This is a genomic window from Flavobacterium algicola (assembly GCF_022399565.1).
Classification (GTDB): Bacteria; Bacteroidota; Bacteroidia; order Flavobacteriales; family Flavobacteriaceae; genus Flavobacterium; species Flavobacterium algicola.
In genome coordinates this window covers 791,715-816,914 of sequence record NZ_JAJTUT010000002.1, presented here as the reverse complement: position 1 = coordinate 816,914, position 25,200 = coordinate 791,715, and the positions used below count along the sequence as shown (strand labels likewise).

9 protein-coding genes are annotated in these 25,200 nt (G+C 35.8%); 5 read left to right on the top strand and 4 right to left on the bottom strand.

Translation table 11 applies throughout. The annotated features are described in order from the left end of the window. Positions 1-15: 15 nt before the first annotated feature. Positions 16-1,644: an acyl-CoA carboxylase subunit beta gene (locus LXH21_RS10095; RefSeq protein WP_239865399.1), complete on the bottom strand. Its 1,629-nt coding sequence runs from the start codon at positions 1,642-1,644 to the stop codon at positions 16-18. A 311-nt stretch (positions 1,645-1,955) separates the two neighbouring features. Here LXH21_RS10095 and LXH21_RS10090 point away from each other — a divergent pair, with 311 nt between their 5' ends. The 4 genes from LXH21_RS10090 (at position 1,956) to LXH21_RS10075 (ending at position 6,727) form a co-directional block, all read left to right on the top strand. Then, complete coding sequence (locus LXH21_RS10090) at positions 1,956-2,462, top strand: hypothetical protein (RefSeq protein ID WP_239865397.1); 507 nt, start codon at positions 1,956-1,958, stop codon at positions 2,460-2,462. Positions 2,463-2,854: 392 nt separating this feature from the next. Continuing rightward, entirely contained in the window at positions 2,855-3,046 is a 192-nt protein-coding gene (locus tag LXH21_RS10085) for a hypothetical protein (RefSeq protein WP_239865395.1), read from the top strand. Positions 3,047-3,099: 53 nt separating this feature from the next. Continuing rightward, positions 3,100-5,310: a bifunctional alpha,alpha-trehalose-phosphate synthase (UDP-forming)/trehalose-phosphatase gene (locus tag LXH21_RS10080; protein ID WP_239865393.1), complete on the top strand. Its 2,211-nt coding sequence runs from the start codon at positions 3,100-3,102 to the stop codon at positions 5,308-5,310. Positions 5,311-5,650: 340 nt separating this feature from the next. Beyond that, positions 5,651-6,727, top strand: a complete 1,077-nt coding sequence (locus LXH21_RS10075) for a DNA topoisomerase IB (RefSeq protein ID WP_239865391.1) — start codon at positions 5,651-5,653, stop codon at positions 6,725-6,727. A gap of 142 nt (positions 6,728-6,869) precedes the next feature. Here LXH21_RS10075 and LXH21_RS10070 read toward each other — a convergent pair whose 3' ends face one another. After that, positions 6,870-8,675, bottom strand: coding sequence for a glycoside hydrolase family 15 protein (locus LXH21_RS10070; protein ID WP_239865389.1), 1,806 nt, complete (start codon positions 8,673-8,675; stop codon positions 6,870-6,872). Between the two features lie 470 nt (positions 8,676-9,145). Next, positions 9,146-9,322, bottom strand: coding sequence for a histone H1 (locus tag LXH21_RS10065; protein WP_074723847.1), 177 nt, complete (start codon positions 9,320-9,322; stop codon positions 9,146-9,148). Between the two features lie 309 nt (positions 9,323-9,631). Here LXH21_RS10065 and LXH21_RS10060 point away from each other — a divergent pair, with 309 nt between their 5' ends. Next, positions 9,632-10,234, top strand: a complete 603-nt coding sequence (locus LXH21_RS10060) for a 2OG-Fe(II) oxygenase (RefSeq protein ID WP_239865387.1) — start codon at positions 9,632-9,634, stop codon at positions 10,232-10,234. A gap of 234 nt (positions 10,235-10,468) precedes the next feature. Here the strand turns inward: LXH21_RS10060 and LXH21_RS10055 are convergent, their stop codons facing one another. After that, complete coding sequence (locus tag LXH21_RS10055) at positions 10,469-25,099, bottom strand: HYR-like domain-containing protein (protein WP_239865385.1); 14,631 nt, start codon at positions 25,097-25,099, stop codon at positions 10,469-10,471. Between the last annotated feature and the right edge of the window lie 101 nt (positions 25,100-25,200).

Genomic DNA, 25,200 nt, shown 5'->3' with positions numbered 1-25,200 from the left:
TTCCCTGTTTGTATATTAAACTTGGATTACACCCAAATTAAATTTCTTCTCAATAGGAGCGTGGTTAGCAGCTTCAATCCCCATAGAAATCCATGTTCTTGTGTCTAATGGATCAATGATTCCATCTGTCCATATTCTCGCTGCAGCATAATATGGAGAAGTTTGCTCATCATATCGCGCTTTAATTTTGGTAAACAATTCATTCTCCTTAGCTTCATTTATATTCTCTCCTTTTGCTTTCAATGAAGAAGCTTCAATTTGTGCTAGTACTTTAGCAGCTTGTGTTCCTCCCATAACTGCTAGTTCTGCACTTGGCCAAGCAAAAATCAATCGAGGATCAAAAGCTTTTCCGCACATCGCATAATTACCAGCACCATAAGAGTTACCTATAACTACTGTGAATTTTGGAACTACAGAATTACTTACTGCATTAACCATTTTGGCTCCATCTTTTATTATTCCGCCTTGTTCAGATTTAGATCCTACCATAAAGCCGGTAACATCTTGTAAGAACACTAGTGGTATTTTCTTTTGATTGCAATTAGCAATGAAGCGTGTCGCTTTATCTGCACTATCGGAGTATATTACTCCACCAAATTGCATTTCTCCTTTTTTATTTTTAACAACTTTCCTTTGATTGGCAACGATTCCTACAGCCCATCCATCAATACGTGCGTAACCTGTGATAATTGTTTGACCGTATCCATCTTTATAAGCTTCGAACTCAGAATTATCAACTAGTCGGTTTATGATTTCCATCATATCGTACTGTTCATTTCTAGCTTTTGGTAAGATGCCATAAATATCTTTCTCGTCCAGAGTAGGTTTACTTGCTTTGACACGATTAAAACCTGCAGGAGTATAATCTCCAATTTTATCAATTATATTTTTTATTTTATCTAATGCATCTTTGTCGTCAGTAGCTTTATAATCAGTTACACCAGAAATTTCACAATGTGTAGTAGCACCACCTAACGTTTCATTATCAATAGTTTCACCAATTGCAGCCTTTACCAAATAACTTCCTGCTAAAAATATACTAGCTGTTTTATCTACAATTATAGCTTCGTCGCTCATGATAGGCAGGTAGGCGCCACCCGCAACACAGCTTCCCATAATGGCAGATATTTGAGTAATTCCCATACTACTCATTATAGCGTTATTTCTAAATATTCGACCGAAATGTTCTTTGTCAGGAAAAATTTCATCTTGCATTGGTAAATAAACACCTGCACTATCTACAAGGTAAATAATTGGAATTTGATTTTCCATGGCAATTTCTTGAGCACGTAAATTTTTCTTTCCGGTAATTGGAAACCAAGCACCAGCTTTTACTGTGGCATCATTGGCAACTACTATGCATTGCTTTCCTTTAATATATCCTATCTTAACAACTACACCTCCAGAAGGACAACCACCATGTTCGGCGTACATTCCTTCACCAGTAAAGGCACCGATCTCAATTACTTTTGCATTTTGATCCAGTAAGTAGTTGATGCGCTCACGTGCAGTCATTTTTCCAGCTGCATGTAATTTGGCAATACGTTTTTCGCCTCCACCAAGTTTAACTTTTGCAAGTCTTTGCTTTAAATCTGATACTAATAATTTATTGTGGTCTTCGTTTTTATTGAAGTTTAAATCCATGTGGGGTGAGGGTTTTAAAATATAGGGCTAATTTACAAAAATGAATGAAAAATACGTCCAACATTATACAAAATGGTTCACATTCAATTCAAAGTTTGTACTTTAATTTTGTTGATATGTAAGGATAAAGGCTTCTCCTTATTAAAGTTTATAGATAATTTGCAACTATTTACAAGCAATTTCGCTCTTAGCTAGCTACAAAGGTAATTCTAGTTAATTGATTTAATGTTTATTAGTTCCAATAAAATAACTTTTAGAGTTAAAAAGTAGTTTTATAAATTCTTATTTTTATCACTATAAAAAATCTCACTATGTCTAAACTTGAACAAATATATGAGTTACCTATCTACAAAAAAGCAGAATTACTATTTCAGCTAGTAGAAAGTTTGGTAGCTACCTTACCTGAAGAAGATGATTTTATTGAAGCAACTAAAGATTTTATGCTTGCAGATGCTTTGATATTACCTGCAAAAATAGTTGGAGCAGAGTCGGGTGGCTTGTATAGTATAAAAATGCAAAATGCTGCAATCATTCGACAACATGGAATGTCTTTACATATACAAGTAGGAAGCTTGTGCTATCATGAAAATTACAAAGATTTAGAGTACGTAGCATTGATTCAAAAGGAGCTAGAAGAATTCCGCAAACTCTTTATTCCTTGGGTCAGTAATTTTGACACTGCAAATCATGTCTGGGATGAATGGGAATTGTTTAATCCAGAAGGAGCAAATCCGCTATCTCAAATCGAAGACTTCAAAGGAATTTTTGATGATTTTGATGATGATTTCGATGATGATTTTGAAGATGAAGATGAGTAGTTTTAAATAGAAAATTGCAAGGTAATAGCTATCTATTACTATAATACGTTTCTGCGTCGGGCGCAGATGGTTAACTGTTTTTATTATATTTTTGAATGGTAGACCAATAAATAACTGTACCTAAAATTATGATATCATCAGTGGAATTACACTTAGGCTAGTTCATCTGTAATAATGATTTGAGTACACCTTGTTTTATGAGCTATAATTAGATTTTAGAAGATATATTTAGTAATTTGAATAAAATTCTATAAGATATATAGAAAATTCTACAATAGATTTCTGCAGGATTCATTTAATTTTATAATCGTCAAAATGAATTATAAAAACAGTAGTACTTTACAGTTATATTTTGGCTTAAATGAAAAATGCGATACTAAAAAAATTAAGTTATGTTTAAACTAGGACAAAATGTACAGCAAGAATCTGGTGATCAAATCATGGAAGTTATTGATTTGGAACCAGGGGTAATTAAAAACGTAATCACGGAGTGGAAAGATGAGCTAGGCAATACTATGATAGGTAAATTTAGCGAATTGCAACTTACCGATGTGGATAGCGAAAAAATTACAATAGGAAGTTGATGTAATAATGATTCTTAAATTTAAATATAGTATTAATAATTATAAAGAAAGTGATGAATAAAACAGTAATTGTTTCAAATAGGTTACCAGTAGATTTAAAATATATAGAAAATACTTTGGTTGTTAAATCAAGTACAGGAGGACTAGCAACTGGAATGAAATCGGTGCACTCAGAAGGAAACGGAATCTGGGTGGGTTGGTCTGGCTTAGCAGAAGAAAATATGAACGATGCTCAAAAGGTAGAGGTCGATAATGCTTTGGCAGTAGAAAAATGTGTTCAAGTACCATTAACTAATAGTGACATCGACAATTATTACTATGGTTTTAGTAATACTGCACTATGGCCATTATTCCATTATTTTCAAGCGTATACAGAATTTGAATCAAGCCATTGGCAATCTTATGTTGAAGTGAATCAAAAATTTGCTGATGTAGTTTTACAGCAGGTAAACGATGGTGATACTGTTTGGGTTCATGATTACCAACTGTTGATGTTACCCGAGATGCTGAGAAAAAAGAATCCTACTCTAACAATTGGATTTTTTCTACATATACCATATCCTTCCTATGAATTATTTAGAACTTGCCCATGGAGAAATGAGTTGTTGCAAGGTATGCTAGGTGCCGATTTAATTGGGTTTCATACTTACGATTATGCTCGTCACTTTATAAGCAGTGTAAGTCGTATTAAAGGTATCGAAGTGAATTTTAATGAGATCTCTTATGAAAACAGAATTATAAAAGTAGATTCATTCCCAATGGGAATTGATTACGACCGCTATCATAATGCCGCCTTAGAACATGAGAAATATCCTGAAGATTCTAAGTCGGAATTAATGAAAAGTATTGATTTTCATAATAAGTCGAATGATGAGAGTAAATTAATCTTATCTATTGATAGAATGGATTACACTAAAGGGATACCGAATAGAGTCAAATCTTTCGAATATTTCTTAAATAAATATCCTGAATACAAAGGAAAGGTTCGATTGGTAATGTTAGCAGTACCATCAAGGGAAAACGTTGCGCAGTACCAATTATTGAAGAGAGAAACAGATGAATTGGTTGGAAGGATTAATGGTGATTTATCAACTATCAGCTGGACACCTATTTGGTATTTTTACCGCTCATTACCATTCGACGAATTAATAGACTTATATGTAGCATCAGACGTTGCCATGGTTACACCTGTAAGAGATGGTATGAACCTAGTTGCAAAAGAGTATATTGCTACCAGAACAAAAGATACTGGAGTACTTATTTTGAGCGAAATGGCAGGTGCCGCCAAAGAGATGCATGAAGCACTTATAGTTAATCCAAATAATTTTGACCAAATTGCCGATAGCCTTAAAGAAGCTTTAGAAATGCCTGCATTGGAGCAAAAGACAAGATTAGATGCTTTACAAAAAAGAATTTCGAGATATGATGTAGAACGCTGGGCAGGGGAGTTTTTAAAATCTTTAAAAGCGGCCAAAGATACTGTTCCAGTGCAGGTGGCACAAAAATTAACACCATCAAAAATTAAAGACATTGCTACTAATTATAAGCTAGCAAAAAGAAAATTATTCTTATTGGATTATGATGGAACCCTCGCTGGTTTTAAAAACAATCCAAGTGATGCTATACCAACTCAGGAACTTTATGATCTACTGGATAAAATCAATGAGGATGACAGTACCGAAATCGCAATTATAAGTGGTCGCGATCGCAAAACATTAGAAAGTTGGTTTGGTCATAAAAGCTATACATTAGTTACAGATCATGGTGCATGGCTACGTAAAGTTGGTGGTGAATGGGGTGTGCTAGATCAAATGAAATCGAATTGGAAAGAAAATATAAGACCAGTTCTAGAAGCGTTTACCGATAGTACTCCTGGAGCATTGATAGAAGAGAAAGAATATTCACTAGCTTGGCATTACAGAAAGTCAGATAATGATATGGCAGCTTTGAGAACTATGGAATTAAAACATGTCTTAAAAAGTTTACTAATCAACAATACCCTTTCTGTATTGGATGGTAACAAAGTGCTAGAAGTTAAAAATAGTAATATAAATAAAGGTCGCGCCGCTACACGCATCTTGGCAGATACAAATTACGATTTTATTTTTGCCATAGGCGATGACTGGACAGATGAATATATGTTTGAAGAAGTTCCAGATTCTGCCTATACGGTCAAAGTTGGAAACATTAAAACCGCTGCTCATTATTATATCAATTATAGTACAGAAGTACTTCCACTTTTGAGAGATGTAACTGGTTCTTAAGTAAGACCAATTTACTGTTAATACAAACACCTTTACTGCATAATTGTATTATGAAGTAGAGGTGTTTTTTTATTTAATCTTAACTGGAGTTATTAATTGGGAATGCCATATAATGAGGTACGACCTAATAAATCAATGTACGCTCATTTAATTTTAAAACAATTTAAGTTTAAGAAGTCTTCAAAAAACTAGACGTAGTAATTCGTATCTGAAATAGAATTACTAAAGAAAAATAAACTGTAGACTTAAATTTAAATCGTATAATTTCTAGCGTGAATTCTATAATTTTATCCACTGCAATTCTTTTATTTTTACTTCTATCTATTAACGCTACCCAACCATGAACAGACTAGAAAGTAAATTACTAAAAATAAATAATGATTCTCAGCAAACCGCAAAATTAGCGGGTCTACGCTATTTTACAAATTCGTCCAGAGGATTCTACCGTCATAGAAATGGAAAGAATTTTATTTATAAAGATGAAAATGATATCATAATTGCGGAAGAAGAAGTACTAGCCAGATTTAAAGCAATGGTACTACCTCCAGCATGGGAAAATGTTTGGATTTCACCATATGAGAATTCTCATTTACAAGCAACCGGAATTGACAGTAAAGGTAGAAAACAATACCGTTATCATGCCAATTGGAATAAACTACGAAATCAGTCTAAGTTTTACCGTTTGCGTGAATTTGCGAAAGCATTACCAAAAATTAGAAATAAAGTCGAAAAGGACTTGAATAGAAAAGGATTGCCTTATGAAAAAGTAATTGCGCTAGTGATCAAACTTATCGAGGTTACTAATATCCGAATTGGTAATGAAGCCTATAAAAAATTGTATGGTTCCTTTGGTTTAACTACTCTTATGGATAAACATGCAAAATTTAAAAATGGTCTAATAAGTTTTGAGTTTAAAGGCAAAAAAGGAGTAAAGCATCAAATAACACTTAAGGACAAACGACTAATGCGGTTGGTCAAAAGATGTCGAGATATCCCTGGTCAGGAACTTTTTCAGTATTATGATGATCAAGGCAATCACCGAAGTGTAGGATCTGGAGACATCAATAATTATTTAAAAGAATGTACCGCTATGGATTTTACAGCCAAAGATTTTAGATGTTGGTCTGGAAGTTTAAATGCATTGTGTAGCTTTTTGCAACAGGAAAAACCACTATCAGCAAATGATTGTAAGAAAAAAATAATTTCAGTTTTAGACTCCGTGTCGTCACAGTTAGGTAACACGAGAACAGTTTGTAAAAAATATTACGTACATCCTACGGTAATAGCGTCATTTGAAAGTGGTCGAATTTGGAAATACCAAGCTCGAAAAAGTACTTCGGTAGGGAAATTAAATGCCGAAGAAAAAATTCTAGTAAAACTTTTGTCAAACGAGAAAATCGCAGAAGTATTAGGTTAGATTTTAAGGTTAATCAAACATTGAGCAAATGTTAAATGTATTAAAATATAAAAGTCGCAATTTTTATAAATTGCGACTTTTGATTTTTTAAATACTTATTGCTTTTCTATTATTTGAAAACTAATTTAGAAGAACAGTGGCATTACTTATTTTTAATAGCTTCCAACACTTCTTCTTCGTCTGTAATTTTAGAGAGATTAATAGCGGTCTCAATAAGAGCTAAATGAGAATAAGCCTGCGGAAAGTTTCCTAATAGTCGCTTGGTTTCAAAATCTATATCTTCACTAAACAATCCTAAATGGTTGCTGTAAGACAGTAATTTTTTAAACATTTTTTCTGCTTTCTTTGTTTCTCCAATTTTAAATAGACTGTTGATGTACCAGAAAGTACAGATAGTAAATGAAGAGGAGGGAAGTCCAAAATCATCTTTGTTTTTATAACGGTATAATAGTCCATCATTGCTCAAATCTTGTCCGATGGCATTTACAGTAGAGACATATTTTGGATCTAAGGCATCAATAAATCCGTAATTTTCCATCAACAATACAGAAGCATCTAAGTCAACAGATCCATAAGATTGCGTGAATGATTGTACCGATTCATTCCAGGCATTATCGAGAATATCATTTTTGATTGCTTCAGCTATTGGTTCCCATTTTTTAATATTGGACTTTTTACCTAAAATTTTGGCAACTTTGATCGCTCTGTCTATAGCGGTCCAGCATAACACTTTCGAAAAAGTAAAATGTCTTTCCTCTGTTCTGAATTCCCAAATTCCTTTATCAGGTTCTTGCCAGTGTTTTTGTACCACCCAGACAATGCCTTTTGTTATATTCCAAAGTTCTTCTCCGTTCTCAGTGTCATTAGTAAATGTGCAAAGCTGTTGGTGAATAACATCCATCAAAATCCCGTAAATATCATTCTGACGTTGTGAGTAGGCGGCATTACCAATCCTAACGGGTTTGCTTCCCATATAACCGCTCAAGTGATCAAGAGTTTCTTCGGTTAATTTTTTCTCCTTGTTGATACCGTACATAATTTGTAATTTTTCATCCTTATCTGGAATCAAATCAACAATAAACTGCAGGTAATTTTTGGCCATTTTTTTATGTCCCAATTCCGAAACTACTTTTACCACCATGGAAGCATCTCGAATCCAGCAAAAGCGGTAATCCCAGTTTCTTACTTCTCCTATTGTTTCTGGTAGCGAAGTTGTTGCTGCTGCCAATACAGCACCTGTTTTTTCATAACTAAGCAATTTTAGTGTCATCGCACTACGTATGATTTGCTTGTTAAATTTCTTGTACTCTGTAGTTTTATCGGCCCAACCTAACCAATATGATTTTGTTCTTTCAAACTCGAGATTAATTTTGGTTAGTGTCGGTCTTAATATTTTTTCGTTGTATGCAAGTAGCACATAACCATCATCTTGCAGATCGATACTTGTTCCTTCTTTTATAGCATTTAGATCGAAATTGCTATAGAGAAATAGGGAATCAAATTTGGTCGATTCGCTCAAACTTAATACATGGTCTTCCTTGACATAATTGGTCGTCTTACCTAAGGCATATTCCAGTTTAGGATTATATCCTATTTTAAATTTAGGAGAGCCACTAATTTTTCTAAAATAACGAATGATTTCTGGAGGTATAACGTATCCAGATGATTCTTTTCTGTAACGAGGCATAAAATCATTAATTTCAAATGCATCGGTACCATTGTCAAATGTTGTCACTAGAATACAAGTATTCTCAAGATATTTTTGGGTAACAGTATAGTCTTCTGTACAGTTAATTTCAAAGCTTCCACCTATTTCAGTATCCAATATTTTTGCAAATACTGATGAGGAATCAAATTCGGGTAAGCAACACCATTCGATAGCACCCTTATCGGAGATTAAAGCAGCGCTTCGGCAGTTACCTATAATTCCATAATTCAAGTTTTTCATAAAGTAGTCCTTTTTTTGCTGATTTTTAATCAACTAAAATTAAGAAAAGTATAGCAAGAAAGCAAACTACATCAAGTTTAAAAAAAGAATTATTGATTGATTAAATAATTTATCTGCAAAATAAGTATATGGTACAAATAAGTAGATTTTGTTGCCATATTCATTCTAGTGGCCTAGCTCAAGGAGTTATATTGGTGCCTCAATTTAAGCAGGAATTCAAAAATCAATTTCGTTTGACAAATCTGTTAATGATACTTTTAAATATGTCGTTTAAAAAAAATGGTAGTGTAATAATGATCAAAAGGCGATTTATTAAATTGTGCTAATTTAATAGAAAGTAAATAGAAGTTTACTTGAAATTGTAGTCATTAATTATTTTTGAGCAATCATCAAAGAGGCGCTGATCACTCGATTTGGTATAAAAAATAAAAGTCCTTAGATTATCTAAGGACTTTTAAAGTAAATGGGAATTATTTTTTAGACTCTTCGATAGAAAGTTTTCTAAATTCTTTTAGCATTTTTTCCATTTCTAAAGTCGATTTACGTGCTCTTGCTCCAGCAGCTTTTACTCCTTTTTCAATTAATGATTCTGTTTCTGCAGTAAATGCTTCAAATTCAGCGTTAATTTTTGCTACTAATTCTTTCATGTTTTTTGTGTTATAATTAAAGTAACAAAAATAGAATTTTACAATAGATAGCCAAGTAATATTATGTTAAAATCATTCATAATTTAAAGGGAGTACCTGATTTAATGCTTAAAAAGATGCATTTTGGTAATTATAGCAGTTAATTTTTATCATAATTGTGTTAGTCATAAAATTTAAGCAGAGATTATAATCATCTTTATGGATTATTTGACAATCGTAAGCGGTATATATTATGTAATACAAGTTAATAGTGATTCAATATATACTACCTTACAAAGGTTGGTCGTCTTTGCGGTCAATTACACTCTAATGGAAAACAGCTTTGAAGCTTTGATTACCACTTATATTGATAGTAAAGTAGGTATGTCTAAAAATTTTTTAACTACAGATCTCTCTAATAATTTACGTCAAAACATTTTAAAACTACAGGAAAAAAGTATGCTTACAGCTGCGGGAGTAGGTAGTGCAAATATGATTTCATATGATAGTGAAATACGAAGTGACTCTATTTACTGGTTGGATAAAAAACACAATGATCCGTTTGAAAATGAATTCTTTAAACAGATTGAGGCATTTATACTTTATCTAAATGAAAGTTGTTATGCCGGAATCACAGATTATGAATTTCACTATGCTTTGTATGAAAAAGGAGATTTTTATCTGCAGCACTTGGATCAATTCAAAACTAATCCTAGCCGTAAATATTCTATCATAACTTATTTAAATCCAGATTGGAAGGAAAGTGATGGAGGAGAATTATTGATTCACCAAGAGGGCAAAAATCAAAAAATAAGTCCTACCGCTGGAAAGACCATTTTATTTAAAAGTGATGAATTAGTTCATGAAGTTTTGTTAACAAATACTTCAAGAATGAGCATAACAGGCTGGTTGAAAAGTGATACTATTTTTTAGGATTATAAAATTCACTGTTGTCTGCTTATCTAGCCCTAACTGAAACGGAATTCCTTTACTTTTTAAAATGTATTTTTTATAGAAGCAAAAGAGCGACCAACGGAAGCTCCTTTTGAGCCATATAAAAAACCATTTTAAAAGGAAAGAATGCAGTGGAAGCTAGGAAATAGCTATTAACAATTGTTATAAAAAGAAGAGACTATCCATGATGTTGGATAGTCTCTTCTTGTTTGATTACTGTTGTAAAAATAAGTAGCCTGCTTTTTGTTTTAAATTGCTACCCGATTTGTATTTGATTACATAAAAATAGGTTCCTCCAGGGAGTTTCTCTTTTTGAGAAATTGTTACCCTACCTTCAGAATATCCTCTGAAATAGTTGTCTCTAGTTCCATATCCGCTAGTTTCATATACGAGTACACCCCATCTGTTGTAAATTTCTACGGTGTTTTCAGGAAATTCAAATATTCTACCCAACACAAGTACATCGTTCTCACCGTCACCGTTTGGAGTGATACCGTTATACACTTCGATTTCGTCATCAGGAATATTTAAATTATGATTTCCAACTTCTAGGTAATCTGGAATACCATTTGCATTTGCGTCAATAGCATCACTTGGATTACCATCACCATTAGGGTCTGCACCTTCTTTTCTTGTCGAAAGTCCGTCACCATCATCATCAATATCGAGATAATCAGGAATTCCATCTCTGTCCGTATCATCTGGTCCACTACCATCTTTATTAGAATCAATTTCAAAAATGGTAAACACACCATCATTATCATCATCGGTATCACGATAGTCAGGTTGATCTGTTTGATCTGTGTTATTAGTGTCTTTACTACCGTTTTTAAGTTCGTTATTAACTACAAAACCATCTGTCTTATTTGAGCCTTCAAAGCTGTCATCAAGTCCATCATGATCTGCATCATTACCTGATGCGAATAAGTCAGGTATACCATCATGATTTTTATCGAATGCTTCAATAGTGTCTGTAATTCCGTCATTATCAGAATCGTCGTCTAAATAATCTGGATTGTCAGTACCATCTGTGTTTTCTGGAATAATACCAGTTGACGTCGCTGTTTCATAAATATCATCTAGACCATTTCTATTTACGTCAATTCCGGTAGGAGCCTTATAATTATTAGTAGATTGGCCTTCTACATTATCAGGAATACCATCGTTATCAGCATCAATATCAAGACTATTTGGTATTCCGTCACCATCGCTATCGTTATTAGTTTCAACAGTATCAATAATACCATCATTGTCATCATCAATGTCTACAATGTCTGCAATGCCATCGCTATCAGTATCTAGGTAACTAGTAGTTGGATCTTCGAAGTCACCATCATTGTCTTTATCTACATTGAAATTATTATTAGGATCATCAGAGTCTTCGCTAACAACCACATTAGAGAACGGAATAAGAGCAGTGGCAATTGCTGAATTATCAACAAACCCAAATAGAACATCATCTGCCGTAATTAAATGCTGCGCCGTAATTGTAAATGATTGACCAGGATTTAATGACCCTTTTGTCGCTGGACTTGTAAAAGTGGCGTTCGCATCCTTAATGATAATATTTAATAAAGTCACTGTTCCAGTATTTGTAACCTTAATAGTGTACTTCATTATATCACCAGGGTTTGTAAATGTTGGAGTAGTGGTAACCTTTGCAACATCCATAGTTGCCGTTTGCGGAATTTTAGTGATAGTAACATCATCTGGATTTCCGTTCCCGTTTGTATCTACGTTAGCTAGGTTATTTGGATCATCAGATAAATCACTAACAGCATTTCCCTTTGGATCAATTGCGCTAGCCGTTGCAGAATTTGATACTGCACCACTGTCTAAGTCATTTTGTGTAATTGTATGCTGGGCTTTTATAGTTGCTTTTTGTCCTGGCTCTAGTTTCAAAATTGTAGCTGGTGTAATGCTAGCGGCATCTGCATTGGCATCTGAAATTACCACATTGGTTAATGTCACATTTCCTGTATTTGTGAGCACTAAGTTGTAAAGAATAACTTCACCTACTTCATCCCATAAACCATCAGGTGCTAAACTTGCTGTTTTTGTAAGTGCCATTTTAGGCTTTTGAATCATTGATGTAACCGTAGTGTCATCTGGATCACCATCAGCATTTGCATCGATATTTGCTGGGTTATTTGGATCATCAGATAAGTCAAATACCGTATTTCCCAATTTGTCCTTACTAGAAACCGAAGCTGAATTACTCACAGTTCCTATGTTTAAATCTACTTGTGTAATTGTATGCGTTGCAGATACATTTACAGATTGTCCAGGTGCGAGTAGGGTAACCGTTTTGGGCATGATACTACCCACGTCAGCATTTGTATCTGTAATACTCACCGTTGATAATGTTGTGCTACCAGTATTAGTTACTACAATGTTATAATTAATTTTTTCGCCAATAGTGTCATAAGCACCATCTGCAGCAGCCCTAGCTGATTTAATAATACTAATTCTTCCTTGTACGGGGAACGTAGTTACAGTTACATCATCAGGATTACCGTCATTATTACTGTCCACGTTTGTAGCGTTTATAGGATCATCAGATACATCTTTTACAGTATTACCTGTCGGATCTTGACCAGACACTGTAGCTGAATTGCTTATTTTTCCGGCATCTAAATCTGCTTGTGTAATTTTATAAATTGCAGTAAAAGTAGTACTGTCTTTTTGATTTGGAACCAAATCAATTGCAGTTCCAGTCACAGTTACCAAAGGATCTAAAATAGTTATATTTTTTATCGAAAGGTTACCAGTGTTGCTTACTTCAAATGCATAAGTTATAGTTTCGTCGATATCAGCAAAACCATTAGCATTAAGATCATTAAAAGTTCCTTTTTTGGTCAGATCTAACGAAGCTTTACCCGTTAGTGAACTTACAGTAGGGTCATCAGGATCTCCATCACCATTCAAATCAATATCATCAGGATTATCAGGGTCGTCGGAATAATCACTTACATCAGTAACTATTGTACCATCGCGATCCTGACCAATTGCCAGTGCTGAATTTGTTATTGCACCCGAATCGATATCGGATTGTTTGATGGTGTAAACAGCAGAGAAATTTGTATTGTCAATTTGTGCAGGAGCCAAATCAATTGGTGCACCATTCACGGAAACAAGAGGATCTGTTATAACTATGTTGAATATAGTTACATTTCCATCATTTCGAATATCAAAAATATAACTAATTGTTTCATTCGCTTGAGGTATTCCGTCACCATTTTCATCATTAAATGTTGCTATTTTAAATAATGATAATTGTGATTCTCTAGCTAGGCTGGTATTCGTGTCATCATTATGAGCAGTGGTTGTTGGATCATCTGATTTATCAGTAATGGTATTCCCAAACGGATCTTGACCAATAGCCGTAGCTGAATTTATCACAAAACCTGTGTTCACATCATCCTGAGTTAAAACATAGATAGCTTGAAAAGTAGTAGTGTTTTTAGATTTCGGTGCTAAGGTTATAGGACCTCCAGTAACGGGCACTAATGCGTCATCAACAGCTATATCGCTGATAGTAACATTACCACTATTAGTTACATCAAAATGGTATTTGATAGTCTCGCCAGCTTGTGCTAAGCCATCACCGTTAGCATCTATAAATGTCCCTTTTTTAGTAATTGTTAATTGCGGGTTACTAATCAAAGTCGTCACGGTTGCATCATCTGGTTCACCATCTCCGTTGACATCGCTGTTCGTCGAGTTGTTGGGGTCATCTGATGTATCCGTTACATTTCCGCCATTAGGATCTTTTGCATTTACTGTTGCCGAGTTTACAATAGAACCAGCATCAATATTCGCTTGAGTAATTTTATAAGTCGCATAAAAGGTATTAGTGTTTATTTGCTTCGGAGCAAGTGCAATAGGACCACCTAGGACAGGAGTTAAAGCATCCGTTACTGTAATGTTAGAAAGGTTAACATTTCCTGTATTGGTCACTTTAAAATTATAGGTAATTGTCTCATTCAATTGTGGGAAACCATCTTTGTTTTCGTCATTGAAACTGAATGTTTTTTCTATCGAAATAGAAGGTTTTTGCGAAATAAGCGTAATGGTTGCATCGTCAGGATCACCGTCTCCATTTGAATCGCTATTTGTCCCATTATTTGGATCATCAGAAATATCAGTGATGGTATTACCAAAAGGATCCTTCGCATTCACAGAAGCACTATTGGTCACCGAACCAGAGTTGATTTCGGTTAATGTTAATGTATGTTGCGCAGTTACGGTAGCGGTAGCACCAGGAGTAATTGAAGTAATTACTGCAGGAAGTACACTACCATTGTCAGCATTAACATCAGTAACAATTACATTTGTAAGCGTTAGGTTTCCAGTGTTTGTAATTGTTAATTGGTAATTAATTTTTTCTCCTACCGTATCATAAGCGCCATCTGCTGGAGCCAATGTTACTTTGTCTAAACTAATTTTTCCTTTTCCAGGAATAACTGTTACCGTTGCATCATCAGGTTCTCCATTACCATTAGTGTCTAGGTTGGTACCATTATTTGGATCATCTGATGTATCAGTAACCACAATTCCTTTTGGACTTAATCCAGAAGCGATGGCGGTATTTGTAACTTTTCCAGCGTCAATATCATTTTGCTTGATAATGTATAGTGCAGTAAAGGTTGCGCTATCATTTTGATTCGGATTTAAAGTAATTGGTCCGCCATTGACAGCAACCAGAGCATCAGTTATATTTATATCACTAACGGTTACATTCCCAATATTTTTCAGTTCGAATGTATAAAGGATGGTTTCGCCCACCTGTGTAAGACCATCATTATTCGAATCATTGAAAACACCTGTCTTACTAACCGATAACTTTGGATTTGCAACTAGTTTAGTTACTGTTTTATCATCAGGGTGTCCATCGTTATTAGCATCAACATTGGTTGGATTATTTGGGTCATCTGATAAAGCTGAAACAGTAGCACCTTTGGGATCTTTCCCTTCTGCTGTTGCACTATTTGTAACACTTCCTGAATTGATATCATTCAAAGTTAATGTATAGGAACCTTTTAATGTTGTAGCATCAAATTGTTTTGGGGTTAGTGATATTGGTCCACCGGTCACGTTAAGTAATGGATCGGTAATTTTCACACCAGTTACAGTTACATTACCAACATTTTTCACGTTAAAAATGTATTCTATTGTTTCTCCTACTTCAGGGAAACCATTACCGTTTTGGTCTTTGAATACCGCTGTTTTTAATAGCGTAATTTGAGCATCTTGAGTCAGTTTTGTTACCGTAGCGTCATTGTCTGCGACTGTAAACGGATCATCAGAAGCATCAGTTATAGTACTACCATTAGGAGATTTTCCAGAAGCAGTAGCTGTATTTACAACTGTACCATTATTAACATCTGCTTGTGATAGAGTATAGATAGCGGTAAAAGTACTACTGTTGGTTTGACCTGGGATTAAAACAATTGGTCCTCCAATAACAGCTGTTAATGGATCGCTAACTGTAATTCCAGTCATTGTTACATTTCCGGTATTACTAATATCAAAAGTATATTCAATTTTTTCACCAGCTTGTGCAAGTCCATCTCCATTGGCATCAATAAACACGCCTGATTTTTTTAATGTTAATTCGGGATTTGAAACTATTGAAAAAACGGTGCTGTCATCTGGATTTCCGTCACCGTTGCTATCTGTATTAGCAGCATCATTTGGATCATCAGAAATATCTGAAACTATATTTCCTTGTGGATCTACTCCTTCAACAGTAGCGGAATTCGTCAAACTCTCCGAATCAATTACACTTTGGTTCAAAGTATATGTTCCGAAAAAAGTAGTTGCATCAGTAGCTGTTGGTCCTAAATTAATAGGACCTCCGTTTACTGTAATTAATGGGTCTGTAATTTGAATAGCTGTTAAATTGACATTTCCAGTATTAATTACTTTAAATCTGTAGGTTACTGTTTCGTTATTTTGAACAATTCCATCACCATTTTCGTCATTAAATTGGAATGTTTTTTCTAATGCAATTGAAGGTTTTTGTATTAAAACGGTTCGCGTCACATCATTTTCAGCAGCAGTGTTGGGATCATCTGAATCATCAGTAACTGCAGTTCCGCAAGGATCAAAAGCATTTACTGTTGCACTGTTATCTACAAAACCAGCATCTAAGTCGGTTTGGGTAATTGTATGTGAAGCTGTAAAAGTTACTTTTGCAAATGCCGCAACAGTAGGCACAGTCAACGGATTAATACTATTGGCATCAGCGTTAGCATCGGTCAATGTTAAGCTTGTAAGTACTAATTCGTGTGGGTTTTCAACCGTAATTTCATATTTTATAACCTCTCCTAGACTGTCATATGCACCATCTGTAGCAGCAGTAGTACTTTTGGTCACTATCAAATTGGCTTCAGGACGCACTGTTACCGTATAATTGTATACAGTACCCACACAACCTTTTATGGACTCAGGAGTAATTTTATAAACAATAGTTTGAACAATTCCAGATGTGTTAATCAAATTATCAGTGATTGTTTCTGAGGTACTTACTGTAGTGGTAGCTCCACTCACATTGGGATTGCTAATGGCTACCCATTTGAATGTAGCTCCAGTAACATTTACATCTGCATTTAAATCATGATTTAACGGAATGTTACTGCAGCTTACAGCTGTAGGAGCGATGGCTACATAAGGTTCTGGATTTACGGTAACTAAAATTTCAAAACTAGGTCCTTGACAACCTTTGTTGTTGAAAGGGATGACAGTGTACCTAACATTCTGAGGGATTCCTGTTTTATTTACTAATATATCATTGAGTAAAGTTCCAGTATTATTATTCTCACCACTAACATTAGGATTATCAACAGTCGTCCACTGGAATGTTGGGTTTACCAATGTTGTTACAGTTCTTAAATCATAATTTAATCCAATACTGCTACAAGATGTTCTTACTTTATTTGAAATTGCTAATGTCGAAGTTACATCAATTATATATGTGTAATTGTAAGCAGTACTATTTCCAGCACAATCTGTATAAGTAAAGGTATAAATTTTGCTACCATCACAAATAGGACTAACATTTTGAGTAATAACAGGTACAATATTATTTCCGCATTTATCCGTGACAACTGGAGCAGTTGGTTGAACAGCTTCCGAAATATCATGCACAGTAGAACCAGCATCTGCAGGCACCACCGGGACAGTTGTTTTGTCGATCGTGTAGATATATTTCCAATTCGAAACCAAACCAGAACAATCTGTAAAAGTATAGTTGTAAGTTCTTGTTCCTTCGCATGTCAATGTGCTTGGCGAATCGATGGTAGATATTAAAACAGCAGTAATCGCAGTTCCACAAACATCAGTTACAGTCGCTGGTGGAGTAGGCGTCGTAGCATTGGCTAAACATTCAACAGTTGAACCAGCATCAGCAGGCACCACCGGGACAGTTGTTTTGTCGATCGTGTAGATATATTTCCAATTCGAAACCAAACCAGAACAATCTGTAAAAGTGTAGTTGTATGTTCTCGTTCCTTCGCATGACAATGTGCTTGGCGAATCGATGGTCGATACTAAAACCGCAGTTATCGCAGTTCCACAAACATCGGTTACCGTTGCTGGCGGTGTAGGCCTTGTTGCATCGGCTAAACATTCAACAGTAGAACCAGCATCAGCAGGCACCAACGGGACAGTTGTTTTATCGATTGTGTAGGTATACTTCCAGTTCGATACCAAACCAGAACAATCTGTAAATGTGTAGTTGTACGTTCTTGTTCCTTCACAAGTTAATGAAGAAGGACTATCTACTGTCGAAACTAAGACAGCAGTAATCGCAGTTCCACAGACATCGGTTACAGTCGCTGGTGGAGTAGGCGTTGTTGCATCAGCTAAACATTCAACAGTTGAAATAGCATCAGCAGGCACCACCGGAACAGTTGTTTTGTCTATTGTGTAGATATATTTCCAGCTCGAAATTAAAACAGAACAATCTGTAAAAGTGTAATTATACGTTTTTGTTCCTTCGCAAGTTAATGTGCTTGGTGAATCAATAGTCGATGCTAAAACAGCGGTAATCGCAGTCCCGCAAACATCGGTTACAGTCGTTGGTGGAATAGGCATTGTTGCGTCGGCTAAACATTCAACAGTTGAACCAGCATCAGCAGGCACCACCGGAACAGTTGTTTTGTCTATTGTGTAAATATATTTCCAATTCGATACCAAACCAGAACAATCTGTAAAAGTGTAATTGTACGTTCTCGTTCCTTCACAAGTTAAGGTGCTTGGTGAATCAACAGTCGATACTAAAACAGCAGTTATCGCATTTCCGCAAACATCGGTTACAGTCGCTGGTGGAGTAGGCGTTGTTGCATCTGTTAAACATTCAACAGTAGAACCAGCATCTGCAGGCACCAACGGGACAGTTGTTTTGTCGATTGTGTAGATATATTTCCAGTTCGAAACCAAACCAGAACAATCTGTAAAAGTGTAGTTGTATGTTCTCGTTCCTTCACAAGTTAAGGTGCTTGGTGAATCAATAGTCGAAACTAAAACAGCAGTTATCGCAGTTCCACAAACATCGGTTACAGTCGCTGGTGGTGTTGGTGTAGTTGCGTCGGCTAAACATTCAACAGTAGAACCAGCATCTGCAGGTACCACCGGGACAGTTGTTTTGTCGATCGTGTAGATATATTTCCAATTCGAAACCAAACCAGAACAATCTGTAAAAGTGTAGTTGTATGTTCTCGTTCCTTCACAAGTTAAGATGCTTGGTGAATCAATAGTCGAAACTAAGACAGCAGTAATCGCAGTTCCACAAACATCTTTTACAGTCGCTGGCGGTGTAGGCGTTGTTGCATCGGCTAAACATTCAACAGTTGAACCAGCATCTGCAGGTACCACCGGGACAGTTGTTTTGTCGATTGTGTAGGTATACTTCCAATTAGAAACCAAACCAGAACAATCTGTAAATGTATAGTTGTATGTTCTTGTTCCTTCGCAAGTTAATGTGCTTGGTGAATCAATAGTCGAAATTAAAACAGCAGTAATCGCAGTTCCGCAAACATCGGTTACAGTCGCTGGTGGAGTAGGCGTTGTTGCATCAGCTAAACATTCAACCGTTGAAATAGCATCAGCAGGCACCAATGGGACAGTTGTTTTGTCGATTGTGTAGGTATACTTCCAGTTCGATACCAAACCAGAACAATCTGTAAATGTGTAGTTGTACGTTCTTGTTCCTTCACAAGTTAACGTGCTTGGTGAATCAACAGTCGAAACTAAAACAGCAGTTATCGCAGTTCCACAAATATCTGTTACAGTCGCTGGAGGAGTAGGCGTTGTTGCATCAGCTAAACATTCAACAATTGAACCAGCATCTGCAGGCACCACAGGAACAGTTGTTTTGTCGATCGTGTAGGTATACTTCCAATTAGAAACCAAACCAGAACAATCTGTAAAAGTGTAATTGTATGTTCTTGTTCCTTCGCAAATTAATGTGCTTGGTGAATCGATGGTCGATACTAAAACGGCCGTAATCGTAGTTCCACAAACATCGGTTACAGTCGCTGGAGGTGTTGGTGTAGTTGCATTGGCTAAACATTCAACCGTTGAAATAGCATCAGCAGGAACCACCGGAACAGTTGTTTTGTCGATTGTGTAGGTATATTTCCAATTCGAAACCAAACCAGAACAATCTGTAAAAGTGTAATTGTACGTTCTTGTTCCTTCACAAGTTAAGGTGCTTGGTGAATCAACAGTCGATACTAATACAGCAGTAATGGCATTTCCACAAACATCGGTTACAGTCGCTGGTGGAGTAGGCGTTGTTGCATCGGCTAAACATTCAACAGTTGAACCAGCATCAGCAGGCACCACCGGAACAGTTGTTTTGTCGATTGTGTAGATATATTTCCAATTCGAAACCAAACCAGAACAATCTGTAAATGTGTAGTTGTACGTTCTTGTTCCTTCACAAGTTAAGGTGCTTGGTGAATCAACAGTCGAAACTAAGACAGCCATAATAGCATTTCCACAAACATCGGTTACAGTCGCGGGTGGAGTAGGCGTTGTTGCATCAGCTAAACATTCAACAGTTGAAATAGCATCTGCAGGCACCATAGGAACAGTTGTTTTGTCGATTGTGTAGGTATATTTCCAGCTCGAAACCAAACCAGAACAATCTGTAAAAGTATAATTGTAAGTTCTCGTTCCTTCGCAAGTTAAGGTGCTTGGTGAATCAATAGTCGAAATTAAAACAGCGGTAATCGCAGTTCCACAAACATCGGTTACAGTCGTTGGGGGAGTAGGCGTTGTTGCATCGGCTAAACATTCAACAGTTGAAACAGTATCTGCAGGCACCACAGGAACAGTTGTTTTGTCGATTGTATAGGTATATTTCCAGCTCGAAACCAAACCAGAACAATCTGTAAAAGTATAATTGTAAGTTCTCGTTCCTTCGCAAGTTAAGGTGCTTGGTGAATCAATAGTGGATACTAAGACAGCAGTTATCGCAGTTCCACAAACATCGGTAATTCCAGTAGGAGGGGTTGGTGTAGTTGCATCTTCAATACATTCCACACTACTCGCTTCGTTTGCAGGTACCGCTGCAGGTATAGTTGTGCGGTCAATAGTGTAGGTGAAATTCCAATTCGATACTAAACCAGAACAATCGGTGTAAGTATAATTGTATGTTCTTGTTCCTTCACAGGTCAAGGAAGTTGGAGAATCAACAATAGAAACCAGAGCAGCTGTAATCGCATTTCCACAAACATCTGTAATTCCAGATGGTGGAGTAGGAGTTGTCGTATTGGCAATACATTCCACCGTAGCTGCTTCATTTACAGGGATAACCGGTTTAGAAGTTACGTCAATGATATAGGTATATGTGTATGTATATTTATTTCCTACGCAATCTGTGTACTCAAAACTATAAATTTTATCTCCTTCACAAATAGGGCTTGTATTCTCGGTAACAACAGGAGTAATTGTAGTGCCTAAATAATCAGTAACAATGGGAGTTGCAGGTATAGTAGCCTGAGCAATACATTGAACTTTAGACAAATCATCATCGGGTAGTATCAAACGAGGATGAACGGTAACAAAATATTTGTAAGTGTCTATAATGACATTACTTGAGTTTCTAACCGTTATATTATATTGTATATCATGATCGGTACCAGAATCATTGACAAGTATATCATCAATTGTACTAGTTGTTTTTGGGCTAGTACTTGTTCCTGTTATATCTCCATTAGCTATAGCCACCCAGCTAAAAGTGGCATCTGTATATGCTCCGTCTAAAGTTAAGTCGTGTGCTAAGACAGCATCACTACAAATAGTTTCTATCGGATTTACAGTTACGTTTTTTGTAGCATTTGCAGTACTACTAGTAAGTGGGTCTGTTCTAGGTTTTCCAGTTGCTGTTACTGTATTAGTAATGTCAATTTGATTTGTGATGTCGGAACTAGTAACAGTGTAGGTAGCGGTCCAAACTCCTGTTTGTCCCGGTGCTAATGTTTCAATTTCATTATCAGTGATGTCATCATCTGTACCAGTCGTGCTTTGAAGTGCAGGAATAGATAATGTACCATCACCATTATGTAGGTCATTTATAGTTAAAGCATCAATAGTTACATTCCCATTATTAGTTACAGTATAGGTGTACGTTAAAATTTGACCTACAGCTACATTTGAATCATCGTTTACTGTTTTAACAATAGACAAAGATGGTGTTGACGCTAGAAGAGTTACTGTTGGGTCATCAATCGCATTATTTGGGTTATTTGGGTCATCAGTAATATCTGTAACACTAGCTGGAGTAGTATCCAAAGCCGAAGCCGTGGCTCTATTTGTTACTTTACCGCTATTCAAGTCTGATTGTGTTATAATATGAGTGGCAATAAAAGTAGCGGTTTGCAGAGGGTCAATGCTGTCCACACGATTATCAGTTGTATTAGTATCTGTTCCAGTAGTTGATTGTAATGTAATTGTATTAGCTTTAGGATCAACGATATTAAGATCTGTTAATGTGATTGTTCCAGTATTTTGTACAATAATTTCGTAACTAATAACTTGACCAACTGCATTTAAAATTGTACCCGATGGAGTAACATCTTCTTTAGTTGCAGTCAGTCTCCCTACTTCAGGTACAGATACTACAGTTGCATCATTTGGAGCTAGTGTGGTAGGATCATCAGACTGATCTGAAATTATTGTTCCAGTAACAGGAATTGCACCAGAAACTGTTGCTATGTTACTCACTCTTCCAGCGTTAAAATCTGCTTGTACAATAGTGTGTTTAGCGGTAAATGTATAAGAATCTCCAGATGCTAAACTCGTAAGTGTTGCAGGAGTAATACTTCCCGAGTTAGCGTTTGCATCTACTATTGTTACATTATTAAGAGTAACATTTCCAGTGTTTTTGACAACTAATTCATAATTTATAATTTCACCTAAACTATCATATAGTCCGTCATCAGCTGGATCTGCTATTTTTTCTAACAGTAATTGTCCAGTTTGAATGATTGGAGTAATTGTAGGGTCAATATTGCTATCTGAATTATCAGGATCATCAGAGATAGCAGTTATCTCATACCCATTAGACAATATAGCCTTTGCAGTAGCTTGATTTGTAACTTTTCCAGCGTCAATATTTGCTTGCGTTATTTTATGAGTTGCTGTAAATGTTGTAGACGCTCCTATCGCCAATGTCGCTACAGAAGTTGGACTGATACTACCTGCATCAGCTTTTGGATCTGTAATAGTTATGTTATTTAGTACTGTGTCGCCAGTATTTGTTACAACAATTTTGTATATAATGAGTTCGTCTACAGTGTCATAATCTCCAACATCAGCGGGCAAATCTTCTTTGGTAACACTTAAGCCGCTGTTTGTAATGGTAACATCTTCAGTTTCATCATCTGTAATAGCATCAGCTTCTATTTCCGTTTGTGAATTCGAAACAGTATTAGTAACAGTAGTAGTAGCGCTTACTTCATTTACTACTGCTTTAATAGTAATACTAAAGACTTCGCCACTCGTCATTTGTCCAATTGTCCAGTTAGGTGCTGTCCATGTGCCTCGAATAGGGGTAGCGCTTACAAATGAAAGTTCTGCTGGTAGTAAATCAGTAATTACCAAATTATTCACCGGATTAACTCCCAAACTTTTTACTGTTACTTTAAAATCAACAGTATCACCTTCGATAACATTGCTTTTATCAACAGTTTTGGTTAATACAATTTCAGGATCACAGTTATAAGCAGATAATATTGCAGAGTCATACGTACAGCCTCCCTTGGTTACCTTTACAAAAAAATCTCCAGGAGAAGAGGGGGTATAATTTTGATTAGTAGCGCCATCTATTATCTTATTGTCCTTGTACCATTGATAAGCATCAAAAGTTCCTGAGGTTTCATTCAAGTCAGAACCAGGTAGACATCCACCACCAGTAATTTCTAAGTCAACCACAGGCACGGTGTCAAAGCCTGAAAAATAACCTGCTATACCAGCATTATTATTAACACCAATAAAACCAATTGCTATAGGTCCAGTTGATGAAACCGAAACATTTCCAGTTAAATTAGGTACAAAGAAAGACTTCCAAGGAAGTCCTGAAGAAGGAATTGAAGCTGGGAGGCTTACAGTTCCTCCACCATCGGTAACTGTAATGTTGGCATCAGGAGTCGAAATTGATGCTAAGATTGTGATTCCACCCGTAAAGTTTAAACCAGCAACATCTCTTATATCAGGTATATTACTTAAGTTGTCAGGTAGTAAACAATTAACCGGTGCTACAAAATTTAATCCAATTGTTTGAATTCCGCTAGAACCTGCTAGGCATTGATAAGCGTAGGCTTCTTTGGAAGTTACAACAGTCATATTAGCTCCAATGTTACCCGAAGAATAATTACTTCCAGGAATTTCGAAATACTCACCATTGTTTATGGTGGCGATAGGCGTGCTCGATCCATTTACGAAAATATCTGTTCCGTTCTGTGTTCCAATAATAATTGGAAATTCAGTTTCATCTGTACCATTACCTCTTACAAAAACATAGTCTTTACCAATAATATTTTGTGGTACGGGTTGATCGATTGCCGCGTCACGGGATTGAGCACCTGATCTAACACCTACATTTAATCCACCGTTACTAATAGCTATTTTTTTGTTTGATGTTATTGTCGCACCTAACCATCCATCTATATTCGCCGAAGTTTGGTTTTTTAGAGCTTCTACAACATAAGATTGTCCAGCATTCAAAGTAATATTTAGAGTATTAGCGGTAATTCCACCAGCATCATTTCCGAGTCTAAATTCGCAATCTGTGTTATAACCACTTATGGCAACAGTAGTATTATCTTCTGTTGCCATTATTCCTAAAGTTGTTGTTAAATTATTATTCGTTGCCCTGTTGGGAATACCTCCCCATTTAAAATCCGTGCCTAAAGCTTGACGTCCTTTTGATGTTAGTGACGTTCCTTGTGCTCCTGATCGACCTCTGTAATTAACGTAGAATTTCTGACCACCGGTAGCTTGAAAACGTAATCCGCTATTACTTAAAACTATTCCAGTATTTGCGTTTGTTACCAAACTTATATTGTTATCTCCATCAGCTAAATCGTATTTAATAGGAGTAGCATTTGATACAACTAGCGCAGCCACAGGTGTTGTGTTTGCTCCTTCAAAAACTTGAACGGTAAACGGAACAGTTTCTGGAGTCGAAAGGTAATACGCTTGATTTCTTACCGCCTGATTATTAGTCACCTGCTTTAATGGTGGTAAATAATGTAGATCACTTAATTGTGAATAAGCGTGTTGGTAAGAAGCTAATAAAATACAAAATAGTAGTAAGTATTTTTTTTTCATAATAATTTTTTAAAATATTTTAGGTCAAGCAAATTTTCTGATTTTCTTAACTTTTTAGGTAGAGAAGTATATAAAAATTATTCAATCATTTTATCGACTAA